The following is a 16,975-nucleotide window of genomic DNA, read 5'->3' on the forward strand; positions in this document are numbered from 1 at the left end:
TGTCGAACAGGCGCGGGCCCCGGGGTTACTTCAATCGGCCTGCTTGGGCGCAAATCGCAGGATCAGGCAGGCAATCACTGCCGATAGCAGCGAGCCCAACAAGATGCCGATCTTGGCTGCATCGATCTTCTCGGCCTGGCCCGGGAAGGCCAGTTCGCCGATGAACAGGCTCATGGTGAAGCCGATACCACAGAGCATCGCCACGCCGTAGATCTGCAGCCAGCTGGCGCCTTGGGGTTTGCTGGCCAGGCCGGTCTTGACCGCCAGCAGTACACCACCGAACACGCCGAGCTGCTTGCCCAGCAGCAGGCCCAGGGCAATGGCCAGCGGCAGCGGGGCAAAGATGTCGCCAAGGCCCAGGTCGCCGAACGAGACGCCGGCGTTGGCAAAGCCGAAAGCAGGCACGATGAGGAAACCGACCCACGGCGCCAGGCCATGCTCCAGTCTGAGCAGCGGGCTGGCCTCGCGGGCCTCGCTGTTACCTGTGCTGTAGGGGATCAGCAGGGCACCGACCACGCCGGCGATGGTGGCGTGCACGCCCGACAGCAGGGTCACGTACCACAGCGCGGCCACGCCGATCAGGTAGGGCCACAGGCTGACCACGCGCAGGCGATTGCAGGCCAGCAGGATGGCGATGATGCCGGCGGCAGCGGCCAGTGCCAGCAGGTTCAGCGACGAGGTGTAGAACACCGCGATGATCGCCACCGCGCCCATGTCGTCGATGATCGCCACCGACACCAGCATCACCTTGAGCGACAGCGGTGCATGCCGCCCGAGCAGGGCCAGGGCGCCGACCGCGAAGGCAATGTCGGTGGCGGCGGGGATCGCCCAGCCGTTGGACAGCCCGGGTTCACCGCCAGCCACCGCGAGGTAGATGAGCGCCGGCACGGCCATGCCCATCAGTGCCGGCAGTGCCGGCAGGCGGCGCTGTTCCCAGCTGGCAAGGCGGCCGTCGACCAGCTCGCGCTTGATCTCCAGGCCCACCAGCAGGAAGAAGATCGCCATCAAACCATCGTTGATCCACATGTGCACGGTCATCGGGCCGAGTTTGTCGGTCAGTACCGGGCCGACGGGCAGGTGCAGCAGGTGCTGGTAGGCACTGGCCCAGGGGCTGTTGGCGATGACGATGGCCAGCGCGGCGGTGAACATCAGCAATACGCCGCCGGCCGCTTCGGTGGCCAGCAGGTGACGCAGCATCGAGCGCGGCTTGACGGTTGGAAGGGATGCAGTCATGTAACGGTCCTCGTTCATGGCATCACCCTCGCAATGGCAGTGGCGCGGCGGGCAACGGGCACGGCGAGACGCTGGCTCCGGACTGTACGGGCCACTGCGGCGAAGGGCGAGAAGAAGGATAGGGAATGCGGCGCAGCAACCCACGCCGTGAAGACACGGGGCAGGAAGGGCCATGGGGAATGGGGGCATGCGTGCAACATAGACGGATCTCACGGAAAACAAATGAATGTTCTCCGTATTCGGGAAGGCTCCCGGGCGCACGCAGCACACGCCAGGCGGCCATTCTAGCGATGCGGGCGAAGATGTGCTTCAACATTTTGCGTCCAAATGTTGCCAGGTCACGGTACGGCACTGCGGTATCGGCCATCACCCGATGGCAATGCTGCTAGAACCACCGCTATCTTGATGATGCTTGTACACCTGCCCATCGAAATCCTGTCAGCGCACCCGCTCACGGCTTTTCAGCGCGAGGTCGAGGGCCTTTCGCATGTCCAGCCGCGCCGACCGCCCGACATCCTTGTCACCGAGCTGATAGTTGCGCTCCGACGGCAGGATGGGCGCGGTGAGGTCCTCGGCATCCATCCGTTCGAAGTCGTGCTGGTCACCGATGCTCATGGCACTGCGGCGCAACAGCATGCGCACCTGTTCGGGCTGCAGGTTCGGGTTGATCGACAACATCGCCGCCACCAGGCCCGTGACCATCGGCGTGGCATAGGAGGTACCGCAATGCACTGCGCCGGGTTGCCCTGCTTCGAGGGTCGAGGCGTGGGTGCAGGCGGCTGCGGTGATGTCCACACGCATGTCCATGTTCGAGCTGCTGCGCCTGACGGCAAAGGCCGGGTCGTCCACGTCGCGCTCGACACCCTCGGCGCGCTGGTGGCCGCCGACCACCAGCAACTGCTCGGTGATGAACGAGGAGGGCAGGCGGTATTCGTCGGTGCCGGCAAAGGTCGAGCCATTGCCGGCGGAGTTCACCACCAGCACATCGGGGTGCGACTTGCGCAGCCAGAGGAAGAATTCTTCCAGCAGTTCCTCATAGCCGCCCATGGCAAGGCCTGAGCGCAACAGGGAGTCGACTTCGTCACCCTCGGCGTTTCGAGTACCGACACGGTGGATGCCCCAGCTCCAGTTGAGCACGCGCACGCCGTCCTCGACGAGGTTGACCGAGGCCGCGATATTGGCGGTGATACCCGCATCGGAGTTGCGCTCGACGATGACCTCGAAACCGCCGCTGGCCGGTTCCAGGCCGCGCAGGAAACCGGTGTTGCCGCCATTGTCCCAGCCGGCGGCAAGAATGCCGGCGACCGTGCTGCCATGAGAGTCAGGTTGTTCGGCATCGCGGGCATACAGGCATGTGCGGGGAATGGCGCAGGCACCGAGGTAATCGACAAAGTCCGGGCTGTCGAAGTCGACATCGCGCTCGATCAGCCCAATGCGCAACGGCTGTGGCTGGAGGACAGTCTGCTGCCCAGGCAGGCGTCGGCGGTAGAAATCGACCGCGTCGAGGAAGCGGTTCGCCGCCCACTCGTCAGAGTCCCCGGGCGGGGCGTGCGTGCGTTCGTGTTCGGCCTGTTCCGGCGCCGACTCTTCGATCACCACCGCATCCACGCTGGCCTCGCTGCCCAGGCGCAACACCAAGGCATCGCGTTGCTCCAGATTGCGTGCCGGCAGGCGCAACTGATAGAGGTTCAGCGGCGCAATGCTGCCGACGACGCTGGCCCCGTATTTGCCCGCCAGGCGTTCGGCCTCCTGACGACCATCATGGTGCTCCTCGATCAACAGGCTCACCAGGTTCACATACGTGGTCAGACCGTCCATGTTCCTGGCCACCTCGTCTGGCCCTGCGGCCAGTACGTGACTGTTGCGCAGTGTCAGCCATACGGCGTTGCTGGTGCGCGTGCCATATTCAAGCCAGAGCGGACCGCTTTGCCGCTCGCTGCTGTCCAGCCGCAGGCGTAGCCGGTCGCCTTCGCGCGCCACCGCGCTGGAGGGGATCGTCTTGTTGCCGAGTTTCAGTGTCGGCAGCTGGGGGCTCAGCCCGTGGACGGTCAGGCACCAGTCCTGGCGCCGGGTGTCCAGCAGGTCACCGCAACGTTTCAGGCTTTCGATACGCAAGCCTTCCGACGCCTGTGCCATCGCGCCTGCGAGCAGCATGGACAGTGTGGTGAAGGCGGCGAGCGCTGCGGCCATGGGTGGTTTCCTTGTTGAGGGCCTCCAGTTCCGACTGCTGCGCAGGGCGCTTCGTTCAGCGGTCAGGGGTATGGCCCTGCCTTGAGGTCCACGCCACGGCGCACAGTGTCATGCCCGCCACGTTCAGCGAGACCGGGTTGAAGGCATCCACCAGCATCGACGGCTGCATCACTGCCACGTCCACCAGCAGCCCAAGCAGCACGCCTGCGGCGACCAGCAACGGCCAGGCCAGGCTCGGCATCAGCAGCAGTGCGGCGAGCACCAGTTCGGCTATGCCGGCAACTTGTGACAACCAGGCTGCATGCCCGAGTCCGTGCGCCTGCAGCAGCAGTTGCTCACCGGGGCTGAGGAGCAACAGCTTGGGCACCAACCCGTGGTAGGCGAAGATGAACGCCAGGCTGGCGCGCGCCAGCCAGTGCACCTGGCACAGGCGGTTCATGGCTGGCCCTGGAGAAAGCGTCGCTGGTGGTCTGGGCTCGGCAGCAGGCATTGGTCATGCTTGCCGAACAGGCGATAGCGATTGAGTGCCACGCGATCGTACAGCCAGTCCCGTAGTCCCTGCGGGCAGATGCGCATTACCCGCAACAGCGGCCAGGCGCCGGGCAGCTGCCGGACGATTTCGAAAAACGCCGCGGAGCGCACCCAGCAGTGCTGGTCACGGATCACCGCCATGGTGTCGAACGCCGTTATCGGCAGGCCCGCCCAGGCGAGCAGCGCCTGGCCTTGCGCTGATTGCACCGTGGCCAGGCGGATGCGTTGATGGCGATCATGGCGGATCACGAATTTCGCCCAGCCGTTGCACAGCTTGCATACACCGTCGAACAGCAAGACGGTTTCTCCTGGCGCAAGCAGTGGCGCAGGGGTAGGGCGTTTCAGGGCAGCGGGCATGGCTTGATTCCGTTCAGGCGGTGGGCGGTATTGTATAGCGGTCAGGTAGGAGAAGGGACATACACGCGCGGTGGGTGGATCACCTGCAAAGGCCCTGGCCTGCATCACGCAGGCCGAAGCCGGTATGATACGCGCCCGTCAACGGAGTGCCCCATGGCCAAAGACATCGACAATCCGTGCATCTCGCTTTGCCAGCTCAACAGCGAGCTGTGCGTCAGCTGTGGCCGGACCCGGGACGAGATCCGCAAATGGCGCGGCATGAAGCGCCCGGAGAAGATGGCGACCGTGCAGCGCGCGGCGGCGCGGATGAAGGCTATCGTCAAGAAGAACGCCAAGCGCCAGGTCATGGCGTCGTGAACGGGTAGTCCGAGGGTTCGAAGCGTTCGTGCGTGTCCATTTGGACGCCACGCAGATGCGCGGTTTCCTCAAAAACGGCATACAGCGGGTCGGCGGCATAACCGATCAGCAGCGCGCGACGCGGTGCACCGCTGACGTTCAGGCTGCCGGCATGTACCAGGTCCACATCGAACACCAGGGCGTCGCCTGCTCGCCCGGCAAGCTGGACGCTGCGTGATTCATCACTGAAGTCGAAAGGTGGCGCGTGCGGGGCAGGTCGATGGCTGCCGGGGACGATACGGGTGGCACCGTTGTCCGGTCCGTAATCATCCAGGTAGACCATCACCCCCACCGTGTCGCCCGGGCGCTGCGCCGACAGGTCACGGTGCAGCCGCTGATGGCCACCCCCGGCAACGGGGGCGCGCCCCTCGACCTGGTAGAGGAAGAACCGTTCGCCGATCAACGCGCCAACCGCTGCCAGCACGTGCGGCAAGCGGCAAACGGCCTGGACCGCTGCTGCGCCATCCAGGTGCGCATGACGCCAGTCCTCGGCGCGGGGCACCGGCCAGTCCTCCGAGGGTTTCACCCCGGCCTCGAACACCCGACGCAGCTCGTCCAGCCATTGTGCCGGGATCGCTTGGCGGAGCAGGGCATAGCCCGCCTGGTGGAGCTGTTGGTGATGGGGCATGGCACTCCCGCTATCCCTGTCAGTCGTGTGTTGGCCAAGGGTAGTGAGCCTGGTCGGCTTTTGCGAGCGCCACGGTAGCGTGCACTTGGCCAATCACTTCTAGGGTCTGTACGAATGTGTCTGCGCGAAGGCCAGACAAGGCGAAACGGGGGGAGGAACGGCCGGGGTCGCGCCCGACTGTACTGGAGTACATGAGCATTCCGAGCCCCGTTTCAACGCAGTATGGGCGAGTGCAGATACATTTCGTACAGAGCCTAGACTTGCGTACATCACCTGTATCCGTGGGAGAGGCCCATGCGCAGACTCTGGCAAAAGTACCTGGCACTGCTCGACGCCGACCTCAGTGCCAAGGTGTTCGACAACTTGAAGAATCTGCTGGTGTGCGCGCTGCTGTTCGCCGCAGGCACCGAGGCGATTCACGGTGACCAGCAGATCCTGCTGGGCTTGTGGGTGTCGAGTTTTACCGGCTGGGGGCTGATCCTGGTATCGGCACTGTTGTTGCTGCTGAACGTCAGCGATACCTTGCACCGGCTGGCCAAGCTGCCTTATCACACGGCGCTGCAGGTGATCCTGTGTTTGCTTTACCTGGTGCTGGCTTCGCGGGTGGTCGAGATCGTCTGGAGCTTTCGGGCGGAGTAGGGGCTGGCGAAGCCATGAAAGAGGTCCGCGCGACCCGTTGCGGCTCGTCCGGCGGTATGCCAAGACATTCACCGGCGAATCCCGGATAATACCCGCCATTTTCCGCCCCGCTTCCTGGTACCCCCTCGCATGGAAATCAAGGTCAATTTTCTCGACAACCTCCGTCTCGAAGCCAAGTTCGACGACTTCACGGTGATCGCCGACCAGCCGATCCGCTACAAAGGCGACGGCTCGGCCCCGGGGCCGTTCGACTACTTCCTGGCCTCGTCGGCCCTGTGCGCGGCGTACTTCGTCAAGCTGTACTGCCAGACCCGCGATATTCCGACCGAGAATATCCGCCTGTCGCAGAACAACATCGTCGACCCCGAGAACCGCTACAACCAGATCTTCAAGATCCAGGTCGAGCTGCCCGAGGACATTTCCGAGAAGGACCGCCAGGGCATCCTGCGCTCCATCGACCGCTGCACCGTGAAGAAAGTGGTGCAGACCGGCCCCGAGTTCATCATCGAGGAGGTCGACAACCTCGACGCCGACGCCCAGGCATTGCTGATGCCGGTGTCGGACACCACCACCTACATCCCCGGCAAGGACCTGCCGCTGGAGCAGACCATCGCCAACATGTCTGCCCTGCTGGCGGAGCTGGGGATGAAGATCGAGATCGCCTCGTGGCGCAACATCGTGCCCAACGTCTGGTCGCTGCACGTGCGCGACGCGCAGTCGCCGATGTGCTTCACCAACGGCAAGGGCGCGACCAAGGAAGCGGCGCTGGCCTCGGCGCTGGGTGAGTTCATCGAGCGCTTGAACTGCAACTTCTTCTACAACGACCAGTTCTGGGGCGAGGACATCGCCAACGCCGCGTTCGTGCACTACCCCAACGAGCAGTGGTTCAAGCCTGGGCCCAAGGACGCGCTGCCGGCCGAGATCCTCGATGATTACTGCCTTGAGATCTTCAACCCCGACGGCGAGCTGCGCGGCTCGCACCTGTACGACACCAATTCGGGCAACAAGGAGCGCGGTATCTGCTCGCTGCCGTTCGTGCGCCAGTCGGACGGCGAGACGGTGTACTTCCCGTCCAACCTGATCGAAAACCTGTACCTGAGCAATGGCATGAGCGCCGGCAACACCCTGGCCGAGGCGCAGGTGCAGTGCTTGTCGGAGATCTTCGAGCGGGCAGTCAAGCGCGAGATCCTCGAAGGCGAGCTGTGCCTGCCGGACGTGCCGCAGGAGGTACTGGCCAAGTACCCGGGCATCGTCGCCGGCATCCAGGGGCTGGAGGAGCAGGGCTTCCCGGTGCTGGTCAAGGACGCGTCGCTGGGCGGTGAGTTCCCGGTGATGTGCGTGACCCTGATGAACCCGCGCACCGGCGGCGTGTTCGCTTCGTTCGGTGCCCACCCCAGCTTCGAGGTGGCGCTGGAACGCAGCCTCACCGAACTGCTTCAGGGCCGCAGCTTCGAGGGCCTGAACGACCTGCCGCAGCCGACCTTCGACAGCCTCGCGCTGACCGAGCCGAACAACTTCGTCGAGCACTTCATCGACTCCAGCGGCGTGGTGTCGTGGCGCTTCTTCAGCGCCAAGGCCGACTTCGAGTTCGTCGAGTGGGACTTCTCGGGCCACGGCGAGGACTCCAACCAGCAGGAGGCGCAGAAGCTGTTCGGCATCCTCGAGGACCTGGGCAAGGAGGTGTACATGGCCGTGTACGACGACCTCGGCGCCACCGCCTGCCGCATCCTGGTGCCGGGCTATTCGGAGATCTACCCGGTCGAGGACCTGATCTGGGACAACACCAACCGGGCGCTGGGTTTCCGTGCCGACATCCTCAACCTGCACAAGCTGGACAACCGTTCGCTGAAGCTGCTGCTCAAGCGTCTGGACAATGCCGAGGTGGACGACTACACCACCATCACCACACTGATCGGTGTCGAGTTCGACGACAACACGGTGTGGGGCCAGCTGACCATCCTCGAGCTGAAACTGCTGATTCACCTGGTGCTGCAGCGCTTCGAGGACGCCAAGGAACTGGTCGAGATGTTCCTGCAGTTCAACGACAACACCGTCGAGCGCGGGCTGTTCTACCAGGCGCTGAACGTGGTGCTGGAGGTGGTGCTGGACGATGAGCTGGAGATGGCCGACTACGAGGCCAACTTCCGTCGCATGTTCGGCAACGAGCGGATGGACGCGGTGCTGGGCTCGGTGGATGGCAGCGTGCGTTTCCATGGCTTGACCCCGACCAGCATGAAGCTCGAGGGGCTGGACCGCCACCTGCGCCTGGTCGAGAGCTACAAGAAGCTGCATGCCGCACGGGCGAGGGCGGCTGGGTTGTACAACTGATCACGTCTTGAATGTCAAGGGCCGCGTAAAGCGGCCCTTTCTTTTTCGGTCAGCGTCCTGCACGGTTCGCGTTTAATCCTTTGCGCTTTACCGACCTCCAGCTGCGACGATGCACCACAGTTGCGCACTGAACAGGGTTGGTCTTAGCTGTTGCGGGCCCGGCGAGCGGTTGTCGCCCGTCGGGGAAGGATTGTCAGGGATAGACCCAAGGAGGGTTGGATGAACAGGAAAATGCTGGCAGGCGCGATACTGCTGTGGATGTGCTCGATGACGGCGCAGGCCGATTGCGCGGTGCTGGGGCCGTGGGAGGACCCTTGTGCCGGCCCGGTGCTGGGCCCGACGACCTGCGTGTGCGAGCGCTGATCACCGCGAAGGTGCAGGGAAGAATCAATCATTGATCAGGAGTTTACCCATGAAGAAAGTCATGTTGGCTGTACTGCTGCTGTGGGGCTTTTCCGTGACGGCCCAGGCGTCGTGCCCGGTGTTCGGCCCGGGCGAAGATCCTTGCGCGGGACCTGTGTTCGGGCCTTCCACCTGCGAGTGCCCTTGATCCCATGGCCGTCTGAGACGACAGGCGCGAGCTTGCGCTGCGGATAACGGGCGAAACCAGGCCGGGCTGGCTGCGCAACGATCACTACGTATTCGAAGGGCTTGGAACATCTCGATGATGGTGCAGCCCGGCCAGTACCTCGGCGGCAGTGGTGACGTGACCGAAATGGTGTTTCCACAGCTCGATGCCCAGTTGCCCGGAGCGGTCCAGCGAGGAACCCATGGTCAGGTCGGTGACCAGTGTCGGGGTAAGGCCTGCATCGAACAGGGCGAAGCCTGCGGCCAGCACGCAGGTCTCGGTCTGCAGCCCGCAGACCAGCACCCGTTCGACGCCGAGGCTTTTGATGTGGTCGAGGGTCTCGGCGGTCTGGCTGTAACCATGCTTGACGAACACCTTGTCCGCCTCGACCAGGGCCACGTCCTCGCTGGCCGGGTGCCAACCGAGCTGGCGCTGGAAAGGCGTGACCTGCTCGTCGTGCAGCTCGACCGAGGCGATGGTGGGGATATGCGCCGACAGCACGCGGATGCCATCCACCAGTTTCTCGGAGGGGCTGAAGGTGGATTGCACATCGACGATGAGCAGGACTTGCTGCATGGTGGTTTTCCGGGCGAGGTTCGAAGGCTGGCGAGTATACTGCCGCACGCCGGTTTTTTGCGGCAAGGGGCTTTCTATGAACGTGTCGCGTTCACCGGACAAGCCGCTTCAGGGCCTCACCTGCAATTTCGCGGGTCAGTTTCTCTGCACCCAGGTGCCTTCCCAGGCGTAACGCCTGCCCGGCCCACAGGTTGCTGAAATCACTGTTGCCTTGCGGGTCGCTGATCGCGCGCAGCGGCATGAGCGCGCCGCCGGCCAACGGGAAGCGTGGGGCCAGGGCGCTCATCGGGCCTAGCTCGCGCATGAGGCGGTTGTTGATGCCGCGGGCCGGGCGGCCGGTGAACAGGTTGGTCAGCGCGGTATCGCTGGCGGAGGCGCTGTCCAGGGCGTGACGGTGGGCTGGGGACACCTTGGCCTCGGGGCAGAACAGGTAGGCGGTGCCGATCTGCACCGCCGAGGCGCCCAGGGCCAGGGCGGCAAGCAGGCCGCGGTGATCAGCCACGCCGCCTGCCGCGATCACCGGCAGGCTCACCGCGTCGACGATCTGCGGCACCAGGGCGAAGGTGCCGATCTGGCTGGTGATGTCGCTGCTGAGGAACATGCCGCGATGGCCGCCGGCTTCATAGCCCATGGCGATGATCGCGTCGCAGCCATGCTGTTCCAGCCAGATCGCTTCCTCCACCGTGGTGGCGCTGGACAGCACCTTGGCACCTGCCGCCTTGACCCGCTCCAGCAGCGCCGGCGCTGGCAGGCCGAAGTGGAAGCTGACCACTTCCGGGCGCAGTTCCTCCACCAGCTTGCAGCTTTGTTCGTCAAAGGGCGCGCGATTGGACACCGGCGTCGGCGCCTCGAAGTCCGCGCCGACTTCCTCGTAGAAGGGCTTTAGCGCCTGTTTCCAGCGAGCGTCTTGCTCGGGGTCTGGCGCCGGCGGTTGGTGGCAGAAGAAGTTCAGGTTGAGCGGACCCTGGCAGGCGCTGCGAAAGGCTTCGATCTCGCCACGCAGCTGCTCGCTGGAGAGCATGGCGCAGGGCAGGGCGCCCAGGCCTCCGGCATGACCGACGGCAATGGCCATGGCTGAGCCGGTGGCGCCGGCCATGGGCGCCTGGAGAATAGGCAGCTCGATGTTCAGCAGGTCGAGGATGCGGCGGTCTGGCCAGGTGCTCATGGGCGACTCCTTGAGTGCGGTGGGATCCAGAGTGGCTACAGGGCCTTGCTGACCTGGATGTCGCTGATCTTGTCGGCGTCGTCGCCATGGATCTTGCGCAGGGCTTCCTGCGCCTGCGCCATGGAGGCGTCGGTCATCAGGGCGAAATCCCAGCGGCGTTCGCCGTCGAGCTTGTACTTGATCACGTACTTGATGGTCTGGGTCATGCTGGTCTCATCCGAGTTTCGACGACGAGCGACGAATGATCTTGATCTTGTGGGTCAGGGTTGGCTTGCGCGTCACGGAGATCGGGCGGGTGGTCACGGTGTCGATGGTGATGTTCCAGAAACCGGTGCTGGGTACGGTGATCTTCGCCGGGAATTTCTCGAAGTGGCCGCCGTGGTAGGTATGCCGGCCGCCATTCTTGAAACTGCGGAAGTTGGCGTCGTTCATCAGGCGGATGTTGCAGCGCTGGGAACACTCGATGACGACGATGTCGTCCTCGTTCAGGTGTTCGCGCTGGTGTACGAATTTCATGGGGCGCTCCGCAAGGATTGTTTCTGCAAACGCGAAAGATATCACGATGTGAGGTTACACTTGCGCCCGGGCTGACCAAGCCAAGGAGATTTCCGCCAGACGTGGGAGCAAAAACGCCTGGACGTGGTCAGAGGATGACTTTGAAGTTGGAGAGTGTGTGCATGAAATGGGTAGTAGCGGCAGCGGTGCTGGCATTGGGAGGCTGTGTCAGCGTGACGGAACTCGAGCAGTCCCACGCCACCTTGGACGTGATCTCTGGCAAGACGCCACGTGAATACGCCGACTGCGTGAAGCGCAAGCTGGCTGAAACGCGCGATCCGTTGCAAGAGGAGGTGCGTGGTGAAAACCTGCGCCTGACCGTGCCGCAGAAGCTGACGGCTGGCGTGGGCCCGGCGGCGCTGCTCGATATCGACAAGCGCGGCAGCGGCAGCGCGATCAAGGTCTACGAGCGGTTGAACAACTTCCCGCTGCGCCTGGGCGATGTGCGCACGGCCGCCACCCAATGCATCTCTGGTTCTTGATCCAGCTCAGTTAATCGGCAATTAGCTGGCGTATTGCCATTTTCCTTCCCGGCGGCACGTTGTCGCAGGCCGGGGAATAGGCCTAGTATTTCTGGGCTTATATCGTTTGAGCCTAAGCTTATAACAAGGAAATGGAGCCTCCGTGATGAAACCCCTGAGCCATGTCGTGATCGGCAGCCTGCTGATCTTGGCCTGGCCCTCGGCGCACGCTGCCGACGGCCAGAAAATCTTCAACCAGGGCGGGCAGAATCCCGCCGCCATGGCCTGCCTTGGCTGCCATGGCGCGGACGGCAAAGGCATCGCCGCCGCCGGCTTTCCCCGCCTTGCCGGCCTGCCCGCCGGCTATCTGAGCAAGCAATTGCAGGACTTTCGCAGTGGCAGCCGCAAGCAGGCGGTGATGGAGCCGCTGGCCAAGGCCCTGGACGATACCGAAATCGAAGCGATCAGCGCCTATTTGGCCAAGCTGCCGGCCGATGCCGCACCTGACACGCGGCGTCAGCAGATCACCACCGATCCGGTGGCCCGCCTGGCCATCTACGGCGACTGGAGCCGCAAGATTCCCGGTTGCGTGCAGTGCCATGGCCCGGGTGGCAGCGGTGTCGGCGAGCACTTCCCGCCGTTGGCCGGGCAGCCGGCCAGCTACCTGGTGGCACAGCTCAACGCCTGGCGCGATGGTAGCCGCAGCAACGACCCCAACCAGCTGATGGTGGATGTCGCCAAAGCGATGACCGATGCCGAGGTCAAGGCAGTTGCCGACTACTTCGCACAGCCGGCAAGCCAGGAGGTCAAGCCATGAAGACCCTTATGCCAACCCTGTTGCTGCTGGCCATGGGCACTGCCCAGGCCGCCCCTATTGCCATGGAAGACCAGTCCCAGCTCAAGGTGCCGGGCGTGCAGGCCGCCCCGCAATTCGTACCGCCCGCGGAAAGCGCCATCCCGGACAACGCCTTCGGCAAGATGGTCCGCGAAGGGCATGCGCTGTTCGTCGATACCCGCAGGCTGATGCCCGAAGCCGTCGGCAATGGCCTGAACTGCAGCAACTGCCACCTCGACCAGGGCCGCCTGTTCCATTCCGCGCCGCTTTGGGGCGCCTATCCGATGTACCCCGCGTACCGCAAGAAAAACGACAAGGTCAACACCTTCGCCGAACGCATCCAGGGCTGTTTCAGCTTCAGCATGAACGGCAAGCCGCCGGCGGCCGACAGCCCGCAGATGACCGCGCTGAGTGTGTATGCCTACTGGTTGTCGACCCAGGCGCCGACGGGGGTGGAGATCGCCGGTCGCGGCTATCCGGAAGTGCCGAAGCCCAAGGATGGCTACGACTTCAAGCGCGGCAAGCAGGTGTATGACGAACAATGCGCGATCTGCCACGGCGGCAACGGCGAAGGGCAGAAGGTGGCCGGGGAGTACGTGATGCCGCCGCTGTGGGGCAAGGACTCGTACAACTGGGGCGCCGGCATGCACCGGATCAACACGGCGGCGTCGTTCATCAAGTACAACATGCCGTTGGGCAAGCCCGGCAGCCTCAGTGACCAGCAGGCCTGGGACGTGGCAGCCTGGATCAATCGCCATGAGCGGCCGCAGGATCCGCGCCTGGTCGAAGGCTCGATCGAGAAGACCCGGCTGAAGTTCCATGCCAATGACGGGGTCAACCTGTATGGGCAGAAAGTCGATGGCGTGTTGATCGGGCAGGGGATCGGCGGTTGAGCTGAAACCCTCGCGGGGCAAGCCCGTTCCCACGCCCGGCAAGGGATGATCGTGGGCGCGGGCCCGTCCCGCCATGACGCCGCCAGGCGCTTAAAATTCACGGCCTTCAGGAACTATCTACACTGGAATATCTCTATGATGGCATCGGCCAGCGCGGGGGGCATTGTAAGGTGACCGCCGCCTGATTAGACTGCGCCGAATTTCGTACGCAAAGCCCTTGTTAAGGACGTATATGATCAAGAAATGCTTGTTCCCGGCAGCCGGTTACGGCACCCGCTTCCTGCCCGCTACCAAAGCCATGCCCAAGGAAATGCTGCCGGTGGTCAACAAGCCACTGATCCAGTATGGCGTTGAAGAAGCGCTGGACGCTGGCCTCAGCGAGATCTCCATCGTCACCGGCCGTGGCAAGCGCGCCCTGGAAGACCACTTCGACATCAGCTACGAGCTGGAAAACCAGATCAAGGGCACCGACAAGGAGAAGTACCTGGTCGGCATCCGTCGCCTGCTCGACGAGTGCTCGTTCTCCTACACCCGCCAGACCGAAATGAAAGGCCTGGGCCACGCGATCCTGACCGGCCGCCCGCTGATTGGCGACGAGCCATTCGCCGTGGTGCTGGCCGACGACCTGTGCGTCAACCCGGAAGGTGACGGCGTATTGACCCAGATGGTCAAGCTGTTCAAGCAGTACCGCTGCTCGATCGTTGCCATCCAGGAAGTCGACCCGCAGGAAACCAACAAGTACGGTGTGATCGCCGGCGAAATGATCCGTGACGACATCTACCGCGTGACCAACATGGTCGAGAAGCCGAAGCCGGAAGACGCACCGTCGAACCTGGCGATCATCGGTCGCTACATCCTGACTCCGGACATCTTCGACATCATCGCCAACACCGAACCTGGCAAGGGCGGCGAGATCCAGATCACCGACGCCCTGCTGCAACAGGCCAAGGATGGCTGCGTGATCGCCTACAAGTTCAAGGGCAAGCGTTTCGACTGCGGTGGCGCCGAGGGTTACATCGACGCGACCAACTTCTGCTTCGAGAACTACTACAAGACTGGCAAGGCGTACTGAGTTCGCCCGGCAGGTCCAGAAGCCACCCCTCGGGGTAATACTTGTTAGTTAGCGTCACTGGGGCTGCTTTGCAGCCCATCGCCGGCAAGCCGGCTCCCACAGGGACCGCGCAATTCTTGAGTACTGCGCAGCAATTGTGGGAGCCGGCTTGCCGGCGATGGGCCGCAAAGCGGCCCCTAACGCTTAACTGACTGGCATTGCCCCTCGGGGTGGCTTTTTTGTCTGTGGCAGGTAACGGCGCTATGCTGGGCGCCTGCCTAGGAGACTGAATGCATGGCCTACGATTTTGATCTGTTCGTGATTGGCGCCGGTTCCGGCGGTGTGCGCGCGGCGCGATTCGCCGCGGGCTTCGGTGCCAAGGTGGCGGTGGCCGAGAGCCGTTACCTGGGGGGCACCTGCGTCAATGTCGGCTGCGTGCCGAAGAAACTGCTGGTGTACGGCGCCCATGTGGCCGACGAGCTGGAACAGGCCGCCGGCTTCGGTTGGACCCTCGAGGAGGGGCATTTCGACTGGGGTACGTTGATCGCCAACAAGAACCGCGAGATCGAGCGCCTCAACGGCATCTATCGCAACTTGCTGGTCAACAGTGGCGTCACCCTGCTGCAGGGACATGCCCGGATCACCGGCGCCAATGAAGTGGAGGTCGAGGGCCAGCGCTACACGGCGGCCACCATTCTGGTCGCCACCGGTGGCTGGCCACAGGTGCCCGACATCCCCGGCAAGGAGCTGGCGATCACCTCCAACGAAGCCTTCTACCTCAAGGCATTGCCACGTCGCGTGCTGGTAGTGGGTGGCGGCTATATCGCCGTTGAGTTCGCCGGTATCTTCCAGGGTCTGGGCGCTGCTACCACGCTGCTGTATCGCGGCGACCTGTTCCTGCGCGGTTTCGACGGCTCGGTGCGCACGCACCTGAAGGAAGAGCTGGAAAAGCGCGGCATGGATCTTCAGTTCAACGCCGATATCCAGCGCATCGACAAACTCGACGACGGCAGCCTCAAGGCTACCCTCAAGGATGGTCGCGAGCTGGTGGCCGATTGCATCTTCTACGCCACCGGGCGGCGGCCGATGCTGGACAACCTGGGCCTGGAAAACACCGGGGTGGAGCTGGATCCGCGTGGTTTCATCCGTGTCGATGAGCAGTTCCAGACCACCGAGCCATCGATCCTTGCCATCGGTGATGTGATCGGCCGGGTGCAGCTGACACCGGTGGCCCTGGCCGAAGGCATGGCCGTGGCCCGACGTCTGTTCAAGCCTGAGCAGTACCGCCCTGTCGATTACCAGAACATCCCGACAGCAGTGTTCAGCCAGCCGCCGATCGGTACTGTGGGCCTGACCGAGGAGCAGGCGCTGGCCGCCGGGCACAAGGTGCAGATCTTCGAGAGCCGCTTCCGGGCGATGAAGCTGACCCTCACCGACATCCAGGAGAAGACCTTGATGAAGCTGGTGGTCGATGCCGAGACCGACAAGGTGCTGGGCTGCCACATGGTCGGCCCGGATGCCGGTGAAATCATCCAGGGGCTGGGGATCGCCCTGAAGGCCGGCGCGACCAAGCAGCAGTTCGACGAGACCATCGGCGTGCACCCAACCGCCGCCGAAGAGTTCGTGACCATGCGTACCGTCACTCGCTGATACGCCTTATCGCGGGGCAAGCCCGCTCCCACGCCAGTTATCGCCGGGCGTGGGAGCGGGCTTGCCCCGCGATGCTTTTGACCCCGCGCAATCCTTTGCTCAGCCCAATCCCTTCTATTAATAATCGCGCCTTATAGCCAAAACCAATCGCGAGCATGAGCTTTGCCAATGAGCCTTTAACGGGACCAACGGTTAGGATTCTCTCCGTCAACTGATTTCAACCCATTGAAATTCAATCCATGAAGGAGCGTCTCTCATGCCTATCATCAACAGCCAGGTCAAACCGTTCAACGCCACCGCCTACCACAACGGCGAGTTCGTCCAGGTCAGCGAAGCCGACCTGAAAGGCAAGTGGTCCGTCGTATTCTTCTACCCGGCCGACTTCACCTTCGTCTGCCCGACCGAACTGGGCGACCTGGCCGACAACTACGCCGAGTTCCAGAAACTGGGCGTGGAAATCTACGGCGTGTCCACCGACACCCACTTCACCCACAAAGCCTGGCACGACACCTCGGACACCATCGGCAAGATCAAGTACCCGCTGATCGGTGACCCGACCCACGTCATCTCGCGCAACTTCGACGTGCTGATCGAGGAAGCCGGCCTGGCCGATCGCGGTACCTTCGTGATCAACCCGGAAGGCCAGATCAAGATCGTCGAACTGAACGACGGTGGTGTAGGCCGCGATGCTGCCGAGCTGCTGCGTAAAGTGAAGGCTGCCCAGTATGTCGCCGCGCACCCAGGCGAAGTCTGCCCGGCCAAGTGGAAAGAAGGCGAAGCTACTCTGGCACCGTCCCTGGACCTGGTCGGCAAGATCTAAAGCGAAGCCTTTGATCATGCGCCAATCGCGGGCGGTAGGCAGCCGCCAAAGCTGAAGCAGTTACCGCCCCGTAAAAACGCCCGGGCGATCTCGCCTGGG

The 16,975-nt window shown here is 63.5% G+C and carries 20 protein-coding genes; 11 read left to right on the top strand and 9 right to left on the bottom strand.

Annotated features, from left to right (window positions below; genetic code table 11):
• Positions 1-30: 30 nt before the first annotated feature.
• The 4 genes from nhaA to ACVWY1_RS04170 all read right to left on the bottom strand — a co-directional run bounded on the left by nhaA (position 31) and on the right by ACVWY1_RS04170 (position 4,311).
• Positions 31-1,233 carry a Na+/H+ antiporter NhaA gene (gene nhaA, locus ACVWY1_RS04155; protein WP_139670262.1) on the bottom strand — a complete coding sequence of 401 codons (1,203 nt, stop codon included), beginning with the start codon at positions 1,231-1,233 and terminating at the stop codon, positions 31-33.
• A 438-nt stretch (positions 1,234-1,671) separates the two neighbouring features.
• Positions 1,672-3,387: a S8 family serine peptidase gene (locus ACVWY1_RS04160; protein WP_457377862.1), complete on the bottom strand. Its 1,716-nt coding sequence runs from the start codon at positions 3,385-3,387 to the stop codon at positions 1,672-1,674.
• A 91-nt stretch (positions 3,388-3,478) separates the two neighbouring features.
• A complete protein-coding gene (locus ACVWY1_RS04165; RefSeq protein ID WP_102682885.1) occupies positions 3,479-3,862 on the bottom strand; it encodes a DoxX-like family protein in 384 nt (127 codons plus the stop codon).
• Complete coding sequence (locus tag ACVWY1_RS04170; protein WP_102682884.1) at positions 3,859-4,311, bottom strand: thiol-disulfide oxidoreductase DCC family protein; 453 nt, start codon at positions 4,309-4,311, stop codon at positions 3,859-3,861. The genes ACVWY1_RS04165 and ACVWY1_RS04170 overlap by 4 nt, the downstream gene beginning before the upstream one ends.
• Before the next feature lie 153 nt (positions 4,312-4,464).
• Between ACVWY1_RS04170 and ACVWY1_RS04175 the strand changes: the two genes are divergently transcribed.
• Positions 4,465-4,668 (top strand): DUF1289 domain-containing protein, encoded by a 204-nt coding sequence (locus tag ACVWY1_RS04175; protein WP_023631435.1) that lies wholly within the window; start codon positions 4,465-4,467, stop codon positions 4,666-4,668.
• On the opposite strand, the gene ACVWY1_RS04180 is transcribed toward ACVWY1_RS04175, so the two are convergent.
• Positions 4,655-5,335: a phytanoyl-CoA dioxygenase family protein gene (locus tag ACVWY1_RS04180; protein WP_198755517.1), complete on the bottom strand. Its 681-nt coding sequence runs from the start codon at positions 5,333-5,335 to the stop codon at positions 4,655-4,657. The genes ACVWY1_RS04175 and ACVWY1_RS04180 overlap by 14 nt on opposite strands.
• A 294-nt stretch (positions 5,336-5,629) precedes the next feature.
• Here ACVWY1_RS04180 and ACVWY1_RS04185 point away from each other — a divergent pair, with 294 nt between their 5' ends.
• The 4 genes from ACVWY1_RS04185 to ACVWY1_RS04200 all read left to right on the top strand — a co-directional run bounded on the left by ACVWY1_RS04185 (position 5,630) and on the right by ACVWY1_RS04200 (position 8,852).
• Positions 5,630-5,974: a hypothetical protein gene (locus ACVWY1_RS04185; RefSeq protein ID WP_023630028.1), complete on the top strand. Its 345-nt coding sequence runs from the start codon at positions 5,630-5,632 to the stop codon at positions 5,972-5,974.
• Between the two features lie 129 nt (positions 5,975-6,103).
• On the top strand, positions 6,104-8,302 hold the full coding sequence (locus tag ACVWY1_RS04190; protein ID WP_457377827.1) for an OsmC domain/YcaO domain-containing protein: 2,199 nt from the start codon (positions 6,104-6,106) through the stop codon (positions 8,300-8,302).
• A gap of 219 nt (positions 8,303-8,521) precedes the next feature.
• Positions 8,522-8,665, top strand: coding sequence for a PA0050 family protein (locus ACVWY1_RS04195; RefSeq protein WP_023630030.1), 144 nt, complete (start codon positions 8,522-8,524; stop codon positions 8,663-8,665).
• Positions 8,666-8,714: 49 nt separating this feature from the next.
• A complete protein-coding gene (locus tag ACVWY1_RS04200) occupies positions 8,715-8,852 on the top strand; it encodes a PA0050 family protein (RefSeq protein WP_102682880.1) in 138 nt (45 codons plus the stop codon).
• 84 nt (positions 8,853-8,936) lie between these two features.
• Here ACVWY1_RS04200 and ACVWY1_RS04205 read toward each other — a convergent pair whose 3' ends face one another.
• The 4 genes from ACVWY1_RS04205 to ACVWY1_RS04220 all read right to left on the bottom strand — a co-directional run bounded on the left by ACVWY1_RS04205 (position 8,937) and on the right by ACVWY1_RS04220 (position 11,127).
• Complete coding sequence (locus ACVWY1_RS04205) at positions 8,937-9,446, bottom strand: cysteine hydrolase family protein (RefSeq protein WP_457377828.1); 510 nt, start codon at positions 9,444-9,446, stop codon at positions 8,937-8,939.
• Between the two features lie 91 nt (positions 9,447-9,537).
• Positions 9,538-10,611 (bottom strand): NAD(P)H-dependent flavin oxidoreductase, encoded by a 1,074-nt coding sequence (locus ACVWY1_RS04210; RefSeq protein WP_198755514.1) that lies wholly within the window; start codon positions 10,609-10,611, stop codon positions 9,538-9,540.
• Positions 10,612-10,646: 35 nt separating this feature from the next.
• Positions 10,647-10,817, bottom strand: a complete 171-nt coding sequence (locus ACVWY1_RS04215) for a hypothetical protein (RefSeq protein WP_173862430.1) — start codon at positions 10,815-10,817, stop codon at positions 10,647-10,649.
• A 7-nt stretch (positions 10,818-10,824) separates the two neighbouring features.
• Positions 10,825-11,127, bottom strand: coding sequence for a DUF1883 domain-containing protein (locus tag ACVWY1_RS04220; RefSeq protein WP_046855131.1), 303 nt, complete (start codon positions 11,125-11,127; stop codon positions 10,825-10,827).
• Positions 11,128-11,288: 161 nt separating this feature from the next.
• Here ACVWY1_RS04220 and ACVWY1_RS04225 point away from each other — a divergent pair, with 161 nt between their 5' ends.
• The 6 genes from ACVWY1_RS04225 to ahpC all read left to right on the top strand — a co-directional run bounded on the left by ACVWY1_RS04225 (position 11,289) and on the right by ahpC (position 16,876).
• A complete protein-coding gene (locus ACVWY1_RS04225; protein WP_023631137.1) occupies positions 11,289-11,648 on the top strand; it encodes a hypothetical protein in 360 nt (119 codons plus the stop codon).
• A gap of 145 nt (positions 11,649-11,793) precedes the next feature.
• Positions 11,794-12,444 (top strand): c-type cytochrome, encoded by a 651-nt coding sequence (locus ACVWY1_RS04230; protein ID WP_102682877.1) that lies wholly within the window; start codon positions 11,794-11,796, stop codon positions 12,442-12,444.
• Positions 12,441-13,355, top strand: coding sequence for a c-type cytochrome (locus ACVWY1_RS04235; protein ID WP_139670275.1), 915 nt, complete (start codon positions 12,441-12,443; stop codon positions 13,353-13,355). Before ACVWY1_RS04230 ends, ACVWY1_RS04235 begins: the two co-directional genes overlap by 4 nt.
• Before the next feature lie 232 nt (positions 13,356-13,587).
• Complete coding sequence (gene galU, locus ACVWY1_RS04240; RefSeq protein ID WP_023631140.1) at positions 13,588-14,427, top strand: UTP--glucose-1-phosphate uridylyltransferase GalU; 840 nt, start codon at positions 13,588-13,590, stop codon at positions 14,425-14,427.
• A gap of 273 nt (positions 14,428-14,700) precedes the next feature.
• Entirely contained in the window at positions 14,701-16,056 is a 1,356-nt protein-coding gene (gene gorA, locus ACVWY1_RS04245) for a glutathione-disulfide reductase (RefSeq protein ID WP_457377829.1), read from the top strand.
• Positions 16,057-16,312: 256 nt separating this feature from the next.
• The gene (gene ahpC, locus ACVWY1_RS04250) at positions 16,313-16,876 is read left to right on the top strand and encodes an alkyl hydroperoxide reductase subunit C (protein WP_023631141.1); all 564 of its coding nucleotides are present in this window, start codon (positions 16,313-16,315) and stop codon (positions 16,874-16,876) included.
• Positions 16,877-16,975: the final 99 nt, after the last annotated feature.

The organism is Pseudomonas sp. TE6288 (assembly GCF_054062095.1).